This window comes from Streptomyces sp. NPDC058295 (assembly GCF_042880655.1).
GTDB lineage: Bacteria > Actinomycetota > Actinomycetes > Streptomycetales > Streptomycetaceae > Streptomyces > Streptomyces coriariae.
The window spans coordinates 14,517-28,866 of sequence record NZ_JBHVYO010000061.1 but is presented as its reverse complement, the minus strand read 5'-3'; the positions used below and the strand labels follow the sequence as shown (position 1 = coordinate 28,866).

The window sequence follows — 14,350 nt, the reverse complement described above, 5'->3', positions numbered from 1 at the left end:
GCCGGGGCCCGGGCCCCGGGCGGGGGGGGGGGGGGCGCCGACGGCCCGTGCCGCCGCGCTTCGGGCGGCGGACGGCCGTCGGCCGGGCCGCTGTCGCGGCGAGGCGGTGCCGCCGTCAGGGCTTGGCCGGCTTCACCCTCCTGTCGACGCCGTTCACCCGTACGGTGACGTCTTTCCGGTTCCGCGCCCGGTCGGCCACGATCTCGAAGGACGTCACCTTTCCGTTCCGCCACGTACAGCTGACCTCGTAGCCGCCCCGGGCGCGGAGCCCGGTGAAGGATCCCTCGGCCTTCCAGCCGTCCGGCAGGGCGGGCAGCAGGTCGATGACTCCGTCGTGGCTCTGCAGGAGCATCTCCGCCACGGCGCCCGAGATGCCGAAGTTTCCGTCCATCTGGAAGGGCGGGTGGTTGCAGAACAGGTTGGGCAGCGTGTTGTAGGTCAGCAGTCCGCGCAGCATGACCTGGGCGCGCCGACCGTCACGGAGGCGGGCGAACAGGGCCGCCCGCCAGGGCCAGGTCCATGAGCGGCGGCTGTCGCCCGAGACCGTCGCGGCCGTGAACGGGACGCCTTCCTTCTCGCCGCACCGCGCCTTGAGGGAGACGAGGGCCGCGGCGGCGAGGTCGGGCGTCCGCGGGGTGATCTGGCGGCCCGGGTAGACCGCGAAGAGGTGCGAGGTGTGGCGATGGATGTCGTCGGGGCTGTCGATGTCCTCCTGCCACTCCTGGAGCTGGCCCCACCGGCCGATCCTGTTCGGCGCGAGGCGCGCCTGCAGGTCCGCGACCTTGGCCCGGTACGCGGGATCCGCGTTGAGTGCCGCCTCGCAGTCGAGGTAGTTCTGGAACAGGTCCCAGATGATCTGCTGGTCGTACATGACGCCGTCCTCGCGCGGCCCGTGCTCCGGGGACCAGCCGTTCGGTGCGACGAGGAGTCCGTCCTCGCGCTCCTTGAGATGGTCCTCCCAGAACTCGCAGATCTCCTTGATCATTGGGTATGCGACGGTACGGAGATAGGCCGGGTCCTGGGTGAACGCCCAGTGCTCGTAGAGGTGTTGGGCGTACCAGGCGCTCGCGACGGTGTTCCACTCCCACGAGTTGCCGCCGAAGATGCTCTGGCTGGTGCGGGCGGTCCAGCCGCGGGTGTCCTGGCCGAAGGCGTTGCGGGTCGCCACGCGGCTCGGTACCGCCACCTGCTCGATGAACCCGACGAGCGCCTCATGGCACTCCGGCAGGTTCGTCGTCTCGGCTCCCCAGTAGTTCATCTGGACGTTGATGTTGGTGTGGTAGTCGGAGGCCCAGGCCGGCTGGTTGCTGTCGTTCCACAGGCCCTGGAGGTTGGCGGGCAGGCCGTTCGGGCGGGAGGAACTGATCAGCAGGTAGCGGCCGTAGTCGAACATCGCCTGTTCGAGCGTCGGGTCCTCCCCGCCCGCCGCGTAGCGCGCCAGCCGGGCGTCGGTGGGGAGCGCGACGACGGCGGCCGGGGAGGCGCCCCAGGCGACCGAGACACGGTTCATGAGGGCACGCGTCTCGGCGATGTGCTGGGCGCGCAGCTTGTCGTAGGGCCGGGCGGCCGCCGTGTCGAGCGTCCTGTCCACGATCGGTTCCGGAGCGGCTCCGCGCCACCCGGCGGCGGCGTCGAGCCGGTAGTCGGTGCGGGCGTCGAGGAACAGGGTGAGAGTCGTGCAGCCGCTGAACCTCAGCACCGCCCCGTCGGCGCTGAGCTCGCCGTCGGTGTGTACCGCCTGGACGGTGCAGGCGTGCTGGAGTCCGTTGCCCATGACACCGCTGAAGGCGATCCGCCCGGCGCGGGCGTCGACGGTCGTCGGGGCCTGGTCCTGCGCGGACGTCAGCGAGATCGCCCCGGAGAGTCCGTCGGGGCTGTCCGTCGTGTACCGGAAGACCATGACGTCGGCGGACCGGCCGGCGAAGGCCTCCCGCAGGACGCGCCGGCCCGGCGCGCCGAAGCGGGTGACGTGGAGGCCGTCGACGAAGTCGAGGGTGCGCCGGTAGTCGACGACGGTGCGCCGGGCGCGGGTGTCGAAGCCCTGGCCCGCCAGCGCGATCTCCGCGATCTGGCAGCCGGTGGAGGACGCGCCGGGGGTCAGGGTGAGCCGGTAGACGCGGTAGGCCGTGCTGTTGGTGAGGGGGAAGGTCCGGCTCTCGCCGCGGCCCGCGAAGGGCGCCCCCGGGTTCCGCGTGTCGAGGGTCGTCCAGGTGCTCCCGTCCTGCGACGCCTCGAGGGTCCACTGCCGGGGGTCGTCGCGCGGGCGGTCGGGGGCCGCCGTCAGCGTGTACGAGGTGACGACGACCGGACGGGGCAGGTCGGCCTGCCAGGCGACGGCGGGTGCGGCGCCGCCGACCCGCCAGACGGTGGCCGGATCGCGGTCCGCCGAACGTGAGAGGTCCGTGCCCCGGGCCCCGGGCCGGGCACCGGATCCCTGCGCGTGCCCGCTCGGCGACGACAGGTAGACCGAGGTGTCCCCGCCGAGGTCCACGCCGGCCAAGCCGATCTCGCTCACCTGGAAGTGGCTGACGCCCGCCTTGGGGACGAAGCCGAACCGGTAGAAGCGGTACGCCGCGCTGTGGGCACTGGTGAATTCCCTGGTCTGGAAGCGGCTCTCGAAGGGCGCCTCCAGGGTGCGGCTGTCCAGCGTGGTCCAGGTGGCGCCGTCGGCGGAACCGGAGAACGTCCACTCCTGCGGGTCGCGCTGCGGCACGTCGTCGGCGCTCGTCAGCCGGTAGGAGGCGACCACGACGGGGTCGGGGAGCTCGACCTGCCACCACACCTTCGAACCGGGCCCCTCGATGCACCACTTGGTGCTCGATGCGCCGTCGTACGACTTGTCGACGCCCTCCGAGGTTGAGGAGCTGTACGGTCCCCCCGGGGCCGTGACCGTGGCCTTGGGACGGGAGGCGAAGGTGACGACGAGGTCGCCGAAGTCGCGGTACGAGCCGAAGCCGGTCATGCCGGTGTCGAAATCACTGTCCGGCTTGCCGGCGAGCGCGTTGTCGTAGTTGTTGACTCCGCCCCACAGACTCTGCTCGTTGAACTGGACGCGCTCCTCGTGGGGATCGGCGAAGAGCATGGCGCCGAGCCGGCCGTTGCCGATCGGCAGGGCCTGCGACTGCCAGTCCGCGGCGGGGACGGAGTACGTCAGCGCCTTGCCCGACAGGGTCGGCCACCGGATGCCCGCCGACGCGTGGGCCCCGGCCGCGACGGCCTGTCCGGTGGGCGTGGTGCCCGTCGACCGGGTGGCCACAGGCGCGACGGCGAGAACACCGCCGAGCTTGAGGATGCTTCGTCTCGGCGGTGGGGATTCATTGATCACAGTAAGTTCTCCCGGGACCATTCATCGGCTCTTTCACGGAAGGAGGAGCAGTCATATCGACATCTGGCGAGGGATTCGGCATCACCAGCCATCATCGGGGGAGGATAGATCGGATGTCTAGAGGGCGGTCAGCCGATCGCTGACGGTCCCTCGGCGTCGACCCAGCTCGCCGCGAGCCAGTGTTCGACGGCCGCCACATGAACCGTCGCGGCGGAGACGGCCAACAGTGCGTCACGTGCCCTGAGCGCGCGCAGGATCTCCTCGTGTTCCACGTGCGCGCGCTCCACGGCGCGCTGTGTCCGGCTGCCCCGCACGATGCGCACCCGCTGGGTACGGGTGGACAGCACGCGCAACAGCATGGACAGCACGGGGTTGCCGACGGCTTCGACGATGCGCAGGTGGAACGCGATGTCGTGGGCGACGAACTCGTCCACCGTGGCGGCCACCCGGGACCGTTCGAGGACGGCGCCCAGTTCGTCGAGGTCCTCGGAGGTCAGCAGGGTGGCGGCCAGCCCGGTCGCCGGCGGCTCCAGCAGTCTGCGCACCTGGAGCAACTGAAGGGCCGTCCGCCCGTGGGAGACGTCGGCGGCGAAGGACATCGTCTCGAGCAGAAGGTGCGGCTCCAAGCTGGAGACATAGGTGCCGTCGCCCTGCCGGGTGACCAGGATGCGCATGGCGGTCAGCGCACGGACCGCCTCGCGCAGCGAGCTTCGGGACAGACCGAGCTGACCGGCGAGAGCATCCTCCTTGGGCAGTCGGGAGCCGGGCGCGAGTTCGCCCGCGACGATCATCGCCTTGATCTTCTCCATCGCCTCGTCCGTCAGTGCCACGAGGGGAGCCTCTCTGTCCCGAAGGAACCCGGCGGGGCTCCACGCGGCCCCGGAACGAGCCCGCGCGATGCCCCGGGTACCGCGTCTACTCCTGCTTCTCGCCGGAGGCGAAGCGGGAGATGATCAGCGCGACGATGATGATCGCGCCGTTGAGGAACTGGTTCCACAGGGGTGGCACGCCCGCCAGCGTCATCACGTTGACGACCAGCTGGAGGGTCAGCACACCGGTGAGCGCGCCGAACACCGAGCCCTTGCCGCCGTTGAGGCTGACGCCGCCGATGACCGTCGCGGCGAAGACCTGGAAGATCCATCCGCTGCCCTGGGTGGCGGAGATGGAACCGTAGTGACCGCTGTAGAGGATGCCGGCGAACGCGGCCAGCAGGCTGGCGATGATCAGGACGACCCACACGATCCGGTCGACCCGGATACCGGCGGTCCGGGCGGCCTCCGCGTTGCCGCCGATCGCGTAGAGTGCCCGCCCGTGCCGCAGCCAGGCCAGCGCGCAACCGCCGGCGGCGAACAGCACCGCGCAGATCCAGATGGCGGCCGGGACGCCCAGCCAGGAGGCCTTGCCCAGGTAGGTGAAGGACGGCGGCAGATCCACGATGGACTGGCCTTCGGAGAGGGCCACTTGGAGTCCGCGCAGCATGGTCAGCCCGCCGAGCGTGACGATGAACCCGTTGAGGCGCAGCTTGAGGATGAGGAAGCCGTTGAGGGCGCCGATCGCCACGCCCACCAGGAGACAGAGCGGGATCGCCGTCCACTGCGGAAGGAGCCCCAGGCCGTTGAACCGGCCGCCGCTGGTGGGCAGGACCAGCCAGACGGCGATGACGGGTGCCACCCCGATCGTGGACTCCAGGGACAGGTCCATCCGGCCGACGATCAGGATCAGCGCCGTGGCTAGGACCAGCAGGCTCAGCTCGGTGGACTGCTGGGCCACGCCGATGAGGTTGTCGGAGGTGAGGAAGGCCGGTGAGACGATGAACCCGATCAGGCCGAGGACCAGGATGGCCGGGACCAGGGACAGTTCACGGAAGCGGCCGAGATCGAGTCCGCGCCGGGTGCCCTTGGCGGTCGGCTGGCCCACGCTCGCTGCGGGGTCGGTGACATCGGTGGTGGCGGACATGACTACCTTCCGTGCTCTTCGGTGTCGGCTGCTGCGGGGGTACCGGCGACGCCCTCCATGGCGGCGACCATCTGTTCGTCCTTCCAGCCGCGGTCGAACTCCGCGACCACGCGTCCGTGGAACATGACCACGACCCGGTCGCACGCCCTGAGGTCGTCCAGTTCGTCGGAGACGATCAGCGCGGCCTTCCCGGTCTCGGCGACCCCACGGATCCTGGCGAGCAGGAACTCCTTGGACTTGACGTCCACTCCGTTGGTGGGTCGGATGGCGATCAGGACATGGGGGTCGGTGGCCAGGGCCCGGGCCACGACGACCTTCTGCTGGTTGCCGCCGGAGAGCGCGGAGACCGGAGTGCCCGCACCCGGCGTCTTGATGTCGAGATCGCGGATCATGCGCCGGGCGAAGGTCCGGGTGCGGGCCGGCAGGACGGTACCGAACGGGCCGAGCTGGTCGGTGACGGTGAGGGTCGCGTTCTCCGCGACGCTGCGGTCGTGGACGAGACCCTGGACGTGCCGGTCCTCCGGCACCAGGCCGACGCCCGCGGTGAGGGACGCCGGGACACTGCCGGTACGGACGGTCCGGCCGTCGACCGAGATCCTGCCTCCCTCGGCACGGTGCAGTCCGGCGACGGCCTCCCCCACCTGGACGTTGCCGCTGGCCGTCGCGCCCGCGAGACCGACCACCTCACCGGCGCGGACGGAGAGCGACAGGTCTCGGCAGGTACCGGCCAGGGTCAGCCGGTCGACGGACAGGAGCACCTTGGCGCCGGCCGGGGAGGCCGTCCTCACCTCGTCGGCGCCCGTCGTCGTGGCGGACTCGCCGGTCATGGCCTCGACCAGCTCGTGCTTGCCGAGTCCGGCCACCGCCGCGGTGCGGATATGGGCCGCGTCGCGGTAGACGGTGACCGTGGTGCACAGGTCGTAGACCTCTTGCAGGTGATGGGAGATGAAGAGGAAGGCGACACCCTGCCGCTGGAGGTCACGGAGCTTGTCGAAGAGCCGGTCGATGCCGCGGGCGTCCAGCTTGGCGGTCGGCTCGTCCAGGATGATGAACCGGGCGCCGAAGGACAGGGCCCGGGCGATCTCGACGAACTGCCGCTGTTCCACGGTGAGATGGCGGGCCCGGACCGTCGGGTCGACATCCACTCCGTACTCGCCGAGGAGCTGCTCGGCGCGCCGGCGCAGGTCCTTCCAGCGGATGGGGCGCAGCGCGGCGTCGCTCTGCCGGTTGAGGAAGAGGTTCTCGGCGACGGTCAGATCCCCGATGATCGTGGACCGCTGGTAGACGCAGGCCACCCTGGACCGCCAGGCGTCGATGTCGCCGAAGGCTGGCGCCGGTTCGCCGGAGAAGCGCAGGGTGCCGGTGTCGGGCTGCTGGAGTCCGGTGAGGATGGACACGAGCGTCGACTTGCCCGCGCCGTTGCGTCCGACAAGGGCGTGCGACTCGCCCTCGGCGATGGTGATGCGGGCGTCGCGCAGGGCGACGGTGGCGCCGTACCGTTTGCCGATTCCGGTCGCCTCGGCCACCGGGGCGCGGCTCACGGTGCCGGTCGCCGGGGCGGTCGCGGAGTCCGCCATGGTGAATACCGTCCTTCTGGTCCGGATGCGGGGGTACGGGCGCGGTACGGCGGGGCGGAGGGACGGGATGCGCCGGCCCCTCCGCGTGCCTGCCGTCGGGACCGGTGGCTAGCCGACGTTGTTGCCCCACAGCGTCTTGTCCTCGACGTTGTCCTTGGTCACCAGCGGGGCGGGCAGCTGGTCCTCGAGGCCGTTCGGGATCTCGATGATCGTGGAGTCGTGGTCGGTCTTCCCCGCCTTGAAGGTCTTGCCGTCGGCCGCCGCCTGGGCGTAGTACAGCGCGTACTTGGCGTAGAGGTCGGCGGGCTGGGAGACGGTCGCGTCGATCTGGCCCTTGCGGATCGCGTCGAACTCCTGCGGGATGCCGTCGTTGGAGATGATCGAGATGTGCCCCTTCTGGCCGGCCGGCTTGAGCAGGCCCTTCTGCTCCAGCAGGGCCAGGGTCGGCTGCAGGAACACACCGCCTGCCTGCATGTAGACGCCGTTCAGGTCGGGGTGCTGGGCGAGCAGGCTCTGGAGCTTGGCCGAGGCCACGTCGCCCTTCCAGTCGGTGGGCAGCTCGAACACCTTGATCTTCGGGAACTTGGTCTTCATGCAGGCGGCGAAGGCCTCGGAGCGGTCGCGCCCGTTGATGGAGTCGAGGGCGCCCTGGAGTTCGGCGACCTTGCCCGTGCCGCCGAGCTGCTTGCCGAGGAACTCACAGGCCTTGGTGCCGTACGCCTTGTTGTCGGCGCGTACGACCATGTAGACGTCACCCTTGTCGGGGCGGGTGTCGACACTGACCACGGGGATCTTCTTCGAGGCGAGCGTGTCGAGCGTGGAGGCGATGGCACCGGTGTCCTGGGGGGCCATGACGATCGCCTTGGCGCCCGTGTTCTGGAACACCTGCACGTTGGCGACCAGCTTGGTGACGTCGTTCTGCGAGTTGCTCAGCGGCAGCGCGTTGACGCCGTCGGCCTTGACGTCCTTCTTCACGTAGTCGGCGTAGGAGTTCCAGAAGTCCGAGTCGGAGCGCGGCAGGTCGATGCCGACGGCGGGCTTGTCCGCGCCGCCCGCGGCACCCGAGCTGGTGCTCTCGCGGTTGCATGCGGTGACGAGGGCGAGCGCCACGAGGACGGTGCCGGCGGCTGCGGCGGCGGAACGGGTGCGAGCGAGCTTCATGGCCGTGTGTTTCTCCTTAGCCAGGGCAGGGCGGTGCGCGGCGGCGGCAGAGGCGTCCGCGCCCCGGGGGCGGGACGGGAACTCGAACCTGGAAGGTGGCCGCTGCCGAAGGCATGCGCGGACCGTGCCGGCGGGGATGGGATGAGGGTGAAGAGGAGGGCCGAGAAAGCGGTACTGAACAGCCGAGAGAGCCACCGAAGCTGATTCCTCCGATGTATCCGGGACGACGTGGACGTTACGACGGCGTTGCCGACGTTGACAAGGGTCCGTCCCCCAACGATTTCCACGGCGGCGCCCCCCCATACGGCCGCCAGTCCGACCGGCAACCTTGATCGCATCCGTGCGATCGGGTCTGAGCTGGGCTTGTCCTCCGCCGTCCGCTCGGCATGCGACTGGTTCCGGAGTTCCCGATTCGGCCTGGTCCCGCTCTCGGAAACGATGCCGGGTGGGCCTGGGGCAGCCGGCGCCACCGCGAGAGGCGCATGGAGCGCCTCGGCGGCGGGGTGCCCGTCACCACCGCGCACAAGAGGCCGCCGATCCGTCGCGCGACGCGCTCGGCGGAAATTCGTCCGATGGGCCACGCCGGGCTCGTGGGGCTTCCCCGGCGAATGCGGACAAGTCCGTGTGCGCTTCGACGCGAACAGCCGTGCCACGCCGGATACATCCGAGGACTGCATTGCCCAGACGTCAGTCAGCCTTTACAGTCACGGAGTCGTCATTCCTCCGATGAATGCTGGTCGAGTCCGTGAAAGGCACCCCCTTGTCTGCAACTCCCGCCCGGATCATCTCGGTCGACACGCACGACATCCGCTTCCCCACCTCGCGGGAACTGGACGGCTCCGACGCGATGAATCCGGACCCCGACTACTCCGCCGCCTATGTGGTGCTGCGCACCGACGCCGGCGACGGGCTGGAAGGGCACGGCTTCACGTTCACGATCGGGCGCGGCAACGACGTCCAGGTCGCGGCGATCGGCGCCCTGCGCCCTCACCTCCTGGGCCGTTCCGTCGAAGAGCTGTGCGCCGATCCGGGATCGCTCAACCGCGATCTGATCGGCGACAGCCAGCTGCGTTGGCTCGGCCCCGAGAAGGGCGTCATGCATATGGCGATCGGAGCGGTGGTGAATGCGGCGTGGGATCTCACCGCCAAGCGAGCCGGGCAGCCGCTGTGGCGTCTGCTCGCCCACGCCGACCCCGAATGGCTGGTCTCCCAGGTCGACTTCCGCTACATCGCCGACGCCCTCACCCCCAAGGACGCCCTGACCCTGCTGCGGGACGGACGTGCCGGGCTCGCCGAGCGCGAGGCGGCCCTGCTGGAGCGCGGCTACCCCGGGTACACCACCTCGCCGGGCTGGCTCGGCTACTCCGACGAGAAGCTCACCCGACTCGCCAAGGAGGCGGTCGCCGACGGCTTCACCCAGATCAAGCTCAAGGTCGGCGCCGACCTGGCGGACGACATCCGGCGGCTGCGCACCGCCCGCGCCGCCGTCGGTGACGGCATCCGTATCGCCATCGACGCCAACCAGCGCTGGAACGTCGGCGAGGGGATCGACTGGGTCCGGGCCCTCGGGGAGTTCGACCCGTACTGGATCGAGGAGCCCACCAGCCCGGACGACATCCTCGGCCACGCCGCGGTCCGTGTGGGCGTCGCGCCCGTGAAGGTCGCCACCGGTGAGCACGTCCAGAACCGCATCGTCTTCAAGCAACTGCTCCAGGCCGGCGCCCTCGACGTCCTGCAGCTCGACGCCGCTCGCGTCGGCGGCGTCAACGAGAACCTGGCGATCCTGCTGCTGGCCGCGAAGTTCGGGGTGCCGGTGTGCCCGCACGCCGGCGGTGTGGGCCTGTGCGAGCTGGTGCAGCACCTGTCGATGTTCGACTACCTGACCCTGTCCGGCACCACCGAGAATCGGGTCATCGAGTACGTCGACCACCTCCACGAACACTTCGTCACACCGGTGGTGATCCGCGACGGCCACTACACCGCGCCGCTGTCCCCCGGCTTCTCCGCCGCGATGCACCCCGGGTCCCTCGCCGAGTACCGCTACCCCGACGGCACCTTCTGGGCCGCCGACCTCGCCGCAGGGGACGCGGCCTCATGACCGGCCTCTCGGGTCTCAGGGCTCTCGTGACCGGCGGCGCGTCCGGCATCGGACTGGCCACGGCAGGGCTGCTGGCCGAGCAGGGTGCCCGGGTCGCCGTACTCGACCGGGAACCCGCCGGGGTGCCACAGCCGTTGCTCGCGCTCAAGGCCGACGTCACGGACGACGCCTCGGTACGGGCCGCGGTCGAAGAAGCGGCCGGGCGGTTCGGCGGCCTGGACATCCTCGTCAACAACGCGGGGATCGGTGCCGCCGGAACCGTCGAGGACAACCCCGACGAGCAGTGGCACCACGTCCTGGACGTCAATGTGATCGGCATGGTGCGCACGACCCGGGCGGCCCTGCCGTATCTGCGGCGCTCGTCCCAGGCCGCCGTGGTCAACACCTGCTCCATCGCCGCCACGGCGGGCCTGCCGCAACGCGCCCTGTACTCCGCCGGCAAGGGCGCCGTGCTGTCGCTGACCCTGGCGATGGCCGCCGACCACCTCCGCGAGGGCATCCGCGTCAACTGCGTCAACCCCGGCACCGCCGACACCCCCTGGGTGGCCCGGCTGCTGGACGCCGCCGACGATCCCGAGGCCGAACGCGCGGCGCTGCACGCCAGGCAGCCGATGGGCCGGCTGGTCACCGCGGACGAGGTCGCCGCCGCGATCGTCTACCTCGCGAGCCCGGCCGCCGCCAGCGTGACCGGCACCGCCCTGGCCGTCGACGGCGGTATGCAGGGACTCCGGCTCCGACCGGCCGCCGGATCATGAGAGGTCGTTCGGCGCCGACACCGGCGCCGCCAGCACCGGCATCGGCATCGGCGACCTCTACCGTCCGATGAGTGAGGAAGCCGCCGTCGCGGAGAGGGGCTGCCCGCCCCGGACACCCCTGCCCCCATCGCTCAGCCTCCTGACGCGTCGGCGTCGGCCCTCGCCCTCTCCCCCGGCTCGGCCGCGGGCACCCGGGCTAGTGGAGCGGCACCGGCCGTCGGAGCTGTATCGGTCGGCCGAGCTGTACCAGCCGGTAGAGCCGTACCGGTAGGCGCGGTGAGTACGGCGAGGCAGCCGACGACCAGGGCGATGCCGGTCCAGCCGAGCAGGGGCAGGCGTTCACCGACGACCAGTACGGCGAGCACGGCCGCGACGGCGGGTTCCAGCAGCGAGAGCGTGGTCGCGGTGCTCGCCGGGACGTGTGCCAGGCCCCAGCCGAACAGGACGTAGCCGGCGAACATGGGGACCAGGGCCATATAGGTGCCGACGGCCGCGCTGGACCAGGAGCCGAGCAGCGGGGCGCCGGTGGCCAGCAGCACGGGCAGAAGCAGCAGGCCACCCAGCCCGAAGACGGCACCCATGGCCGCGCCGGAGGTGATCCCACGGCTGATCAGGCGATGGGCCGCCCAGGAGTACAGGGCATAGGTGAAGCCCGCCACCAGGCCCAGCGCCACGCCGAGCACGGTCGTCCGCACCGAGTGGGCGCCGGATCCGGAGTGCGCCTGGGCCGCTTCGGCCATGCACAGCAGAACGGTTCCCGACAGGCCCAGAGCGGCGCCGGCCATCCAACGGCGCGTCAGACGGCGTCCGTCCACCACGCGTTCGATCAGTGCCGACGCGAGAGGGGCCGAGCCGATCGACACCACGGTGCCGGCGGCGACCCCGGCCAGGTGCATGGAGGTGTAGAACGCGAGCGGATAGGCCACCACCGCCAGCGCGCCGAGCACGACCACCCCGCGCCGCGCGCGCAGCGCGGACCTCTCCCGTGCGATACGAGGGGCGGCGACGAGGGCCTGGAGAAGTCCGCCCAGGCCCATGGCGGCGGCCCCGATCGCGAGGGGGCCCACGGCGGGTGCGAAGGTCGCGGCGGTACCCGTGGTGCCCCACAGCACCGACGCCACGAGCACGCACAGCGAGCCCGCGCCCACCGAGCCGACCGCGGGTCCGGCGGACCGCGTCACAGCCGGTCCAGCAGGTTCGCCGCCATGGTCCGCGCATGCTCCAGCCGCGTGCCCGCGCCCTCCAGGCCGGCCCGTGCCGTCGCGCCCTCCAGCAGGAACGACAAGTGCTCCGCCCACGCCTCGGCCTCCTCGGGCCGGTCGGACAGGAGTGCCCCGAGATGCCCGCGGAGCAGGGACTCGACCTCCTCCTTGTGCCGACGCACCACGTCCCGCCCCTCGTGTCCGGCGGGCAGTTCGGCAGCCGCGTTCAGCAGCCCGCACCCCCGAAAGCCGTGCTCGTAGGCGAAGGCGGCGTGATCGGCGTACGCGTCGAAGACGGCCAGTACGCCGCCACGAGGGTCCCGGACCTCTTCGAGCCGCCGCCGGTACAGGCCCAGCCACTCCTCGTGCCGCGCGTCGAGGTAGGCCATCACCAGGTCGGCCTTCGAGGAGAAGTTGTTGTAGAGACTCATCTTCGCCACGCCCGCCTCGGCGGTGATCGTGTCGATTCCCGTCGCCGACACGCCGTCCGCGTAGAAGCGGCGCGCGGCGGCGGCGAGCAGCCGTGCGCGCGCCTTGCCGGGACGTTTTCCGGGCGTGTCACTCATGCGGCCCCCTCCAGGCACTAGGTAGGTCAGTCTACCTAGTAAAGGAATCGCCGCACCGCACGCGCCGGCGAACCGGTCCCGGCGGCGGTGCGTGATCGCGGTTCACGGGGCAACCGGACAGACAGGGAGCGAACGCAGTGCAAGCGCACGAGAAGCAATCGCACGGCAAGGGAGCCTCAACGTCATGGGAACCACCGTCCACGTCCCCCAGACCCGGGACATGATCGGGGAGGAACTCTCCGGAGACGAAGCGTTCACCGCGCTGCGCCACTACGGGGGGCTGCGGCTGCTGACCGACTCCTTCGCCCGGTTCCGTTACGCGGACGGCTTCACCAACGCGCGGGCGCTCGCCTTCCAGGTGGTGCTGGGGCTGGTGCCGTGCACCGTGGCGCTCGTCGGGCTGGCCACCTCGGTGCACACGGAGGGCGTGGGCCGGATCATCGAGCTGACCCTCGGCCGGATCGTGCCGGGCGCCAGCGCCGGCATCGTCGAGGACGCCTTCGACGGGACGCGGCGCAGCGCCCACGGCGACGTGTGGAGCACGCTCGCCCTCTGGCTCGGGCTGGCCTTCGCACTGCTCAACCTCGCCTCCGCGATGGGACAGATCGAGCGGGGCGCCAACCGTATCTACGGCATCGAGCGCGACCGCTCCTTCCCGCGCAAGTACGGCCGGGCGATGGTCCTGGCGCTGTCGGCCGGTCTGCCCCTGGGGCTGGGGTTCGTCGTACTCGTGGCCGGCGAGGCCGTCGGCGACGCGGTCGCGGACACCGCGGGGTGGGAAGGCGGTGGGCCGCACTGGTGGGGCGTGCTCGACATCCCCGTGGGACTCGCGCTGGCCTGGGTGGCCTCCGCCGTGATCTTCCGGTGGTCGCCCCGTCGTATGCAGCCGGGCTACACCTGGCTGGCCTTCGGGTCGGCCGTCCATCTGCTGCTGTGGATCGCGGCCACGTTACTGCTCGCCCTGTACGTCGAGAAGAGCGGTGCCTTCGGCGCCCTGTACGGGCCGCTCACCGCGTTCATCGCCCTGCTGCTCTGGGCCAACCTCACGGCCGTCGCGCTCTTCCTCGGCATCGCGTTCGCCGCGCAGCTCGAAGCGGCCCGGGCCGGCGTCGAATCGGCCGTGCGGCCGGATCCCGGCCCGGGGGCGTGACGCGCCGCTTCACACCCTCCGCCCGGGTCGGCCGCCCGTCGCCGACCGCCGTCGCCCCCGGCCACCACGGATACGGCCGACGTGTCACCGACCGCCGGCCGCCGCGGTCACCGTAGCGGGATCCACACCGGTCAGTTCCACGATGCGGTGCGGCGGGACACCGGCGGCCAGAGCCCGTCCGATCAGCTCGTCCCTGCCGTCGGCACAGTCGCGATAGGCGAGCAGCTCCTCCTCGACCGGGGCGGGCGCAGCCGGCGCCATCCGATGCCGCACACGGCTCAGTTCCTCCTCGCTCAGCGGGACCGGCAGCCGTTCCGCTCCCTCGGGAACGGCCGTCCTCTCCTCCGGCGGCACGATTCGCAGACCGGGGGACGTCGCCGTGCTTCCCTGCGCGTTCAGCCACGCGCGTACCGCCGTGGTGTCCATACAGGCGAGGTCACCGACAGCGGCCGGAGCCACCCCGAGCGCCACGTCGGCGTCGTCCAGCAGAAACAGGTAGGCCTCGTCGGTCATGCTCGGCTCCTTCTCGACGGGAGACATCCGGCCACCACGGTGTGGGG

The 14,350-nt window shown here is 71.1% G+C and carries 11 protein-coding genes; 3 read left to right on the top strand and 8 right to left on the bottom strand.

The window, feature by feature from the left end; all coding sequences use genetic code 11:
- Positions 1–115 precede the first annotated feature (115 nt).
- The 5 genes from ACFVYS_RS38675 to ACFVYS_RS38655 form a co-directional block, all read right to left on the bottom strand.
- Positions 116–3,325: a glycoside hydrolase N-terminal domain-containing protein gene (locus ACFVYS_RS38675; RefSeq protein ID WP_389509869.1), complete on the bottom strand. Its 3,210-nt coding sequence runs from the start codon at positions 3,323–3,325 to the stop codon at positions 116–118.
- A 128-nt stretch (positions 3,326–3,453) separates the two neighbouring features.
- A complete protein-coding gene (locus ACFVYS_RS38670) occupies positions 3,454–4,155 on the bottom strand; it encodes a FadR/GntR family transcriptional regulator (protein WP_389509868.1) in 702 nt (233 codons plus the stop codon).
- Between the two features lie 85 nt (positions 4,156–4,240).
- The gene (locus ACFVYS_RS38665; RefSeq protein WP_389509866.1) at positions 4,241–5,281 is read right to left on the bottom strand and encodes an ABC transporter permease; all 1,041 of its coding nucleotides are present in this window, start codon (positions 5,279–5,281) and stop codon (positions 4,241–4,243) included.
- A 2-nt stretch (positions 5,282–5,283) separates the two neighbouring features.
- A complete protein-coding gene (locus ACFVYS_RS38660; protein WP_389509865.1) occupies positions 5,284–6,858 on the bottom strand; it encodes a sugar ABC transporter ATP-binding protein in 1,575 nt (524 codons plus the stop codon).
- A 108-nt stretch (positions 6,859–6,966) separates the two neighbouring features.
- A complete protein-coding gene (locus tag ACFVYS_RS38655; protein ID WP_389509863.1) occupies positions 6,967–8,019 on the bottom strand; it encodes a sugar ABC transporter substrate-binding protein in 1,053 nt (350 codons plus the stop codon).
- A gap of 760 nt (positions 8,020–8,779) precedes the next feature.
- On the opposite strand from ACFVYS_RS38655, the gene ACFVYS_RS38650 reads away from it, so the two are divergent.
- Both ACFVYS_RS38650 and ACFVYS_RS38645 read left to right on the top strand, forming a co-directional pair.
- Positions 8,780–10,117 carry an L-fuconate dehydratase gene (locus ACFVYS_RS38650; protein ID WP_389509861.1) on the top strand — a complete coding sequence of 446 codons (1,338 nt, stop codon included), beginning with the start codon at positions 8,780–8,782 and terminating at the stop codon, positions 10,115–10,117.
- Positions 10,114–10,872, top strand: coding sequence for an SDR family NAD(P)-dependent oxidoreductase (locus ACFVYS_RS38645; RefSeq protein ID WP_389509859.1), 759 nt, complete (start codon positions 10,114–10,116; stop codon positions 10,870–10,872). Before ACFVYS_RS38650 ends, ACFVYS_RS38645 begins: the two co-directional genes overlap by 4 nt.
- Before the next feature lie 131 nt (positions 10,873–11,003).
- On the opposite strand, the gene ACFVYS_RS38640 is transcribed toward ACFVYS_RS38645, so the two are convergent.
- Together ACFVYS_RS38640 and ACFVYS_RS38635 are read right to left on the bottom strand one after the other, a co-directional pair.
- Positions 11,004–12,053, bottom strand: coding sequence for a DMT family transporter (locus ACFVYS_RS38640; RefSeq protein WP_389509857.1), 1,050 nt, complete (start codon positions 12,051–12,053; stop codon positions 11,004–11,006).
- Positions 12,050–12,640 (bottom strand): TetR/AcrR family transcriptional regulator, encoded by a 591-nt coding sequence (locus ACFVYS_RS38635; RefSeq protein WP_389509855.1) that lies wholly within the window; start codon positions 12,638–12,640, stop codon positions 12,050–12,052. Before ACFVYS_RS38635 ends, ACFVYS_RS38640 begins: the two co-directional genes overlap by 4 nt.
- A 184-nt stretch (positions 12,641–12,824) precedes the next feature.
- Between ACFVYS_RS38635 and ACFVYS_RS38630 the strand changes: the two genes are divergently transcribed.
- Entirely contained in the window at positions 12,825–13,790 is a 966-nt protein-coding gene (locus ACFVYS_RS38630; RefSeq protein WP_389509853.1) for a YihY/virulence factor BrkB family protein, read from the top strand.
- Positions 13,791–13,874: 84 nt separating this feature from the next.
- Here the strand turns inward: ACFVYS_RS38630 and ACFVYS_RS38625 are convergent, their stop codons facing one another.
- Entirely contained in the window at positions 13,875–14,303 is a 429-nt protein-coding gene (locus tag ACFVYS_RS38625; RefSeq protein ID WP_389509851.1) for a DUF6003 family protein, read from the bottom strand.
- Between the last annotated feature and the right edge of the window lie 47 nt (positions 14,304–14,350).

Excerpts from the sequence above, each read along its gene's own strand:
- ACFVYS_RS38665 (WP_389509866.1), bottom strand. The coding sequence starts at position 5,281 with ATGTCCGCCACCACCGATGTCACCGACCCCGCAGCGAGCGTGGGCCAG.
- ACFVYS_RS38660 (WP_389509865.1), bottom strand. The coding sequence starts at position 6,858 with ATGGCGGACTCCGCGACCGCCCCGGCGACCGGCACCGTGAGCCGCGCC.
- ACFVYS_RS38655 (WP_389509863.1), bottom strand. The coding sequence starts at position 8,019 with ATGAAGCTCGCTCGCACCCGTTCCGCCGCCGCAGCCGCCGGCACCGTC.
- ACFVYS_RS38645 (WP_389509859.1), top strand. The coding sequence starts at position 10,114 with ATGACCGGCCTCTCGGGTCTCAGGGCTCTCGTGACCGGCGGCGCGTCC.
- ACFVYS_RS38635 (WP_389509855.1), bottom strand. The coding sequence starts at position 12,640 with ATGAGTGACACGCCCGGAAAACGTCCCGGCAAGGCGCGCGCACGGCTG.
- ACFVYS_RS38630 (WP_389509853.1), top strand. The coding sequence starts at position 12,825 with ATGGGAACCACCGTCCACGTCCCCCAGACCCGGGACATGATCGGGGAG.
- ACFVYS_RS38625 (WP_389509851.1), bottom strand. The coding sequence starts at position 14,303 with ATGACCGACGAGGCCTACCTGTTTCTGCTGGACGACGCCGACGTGGCG.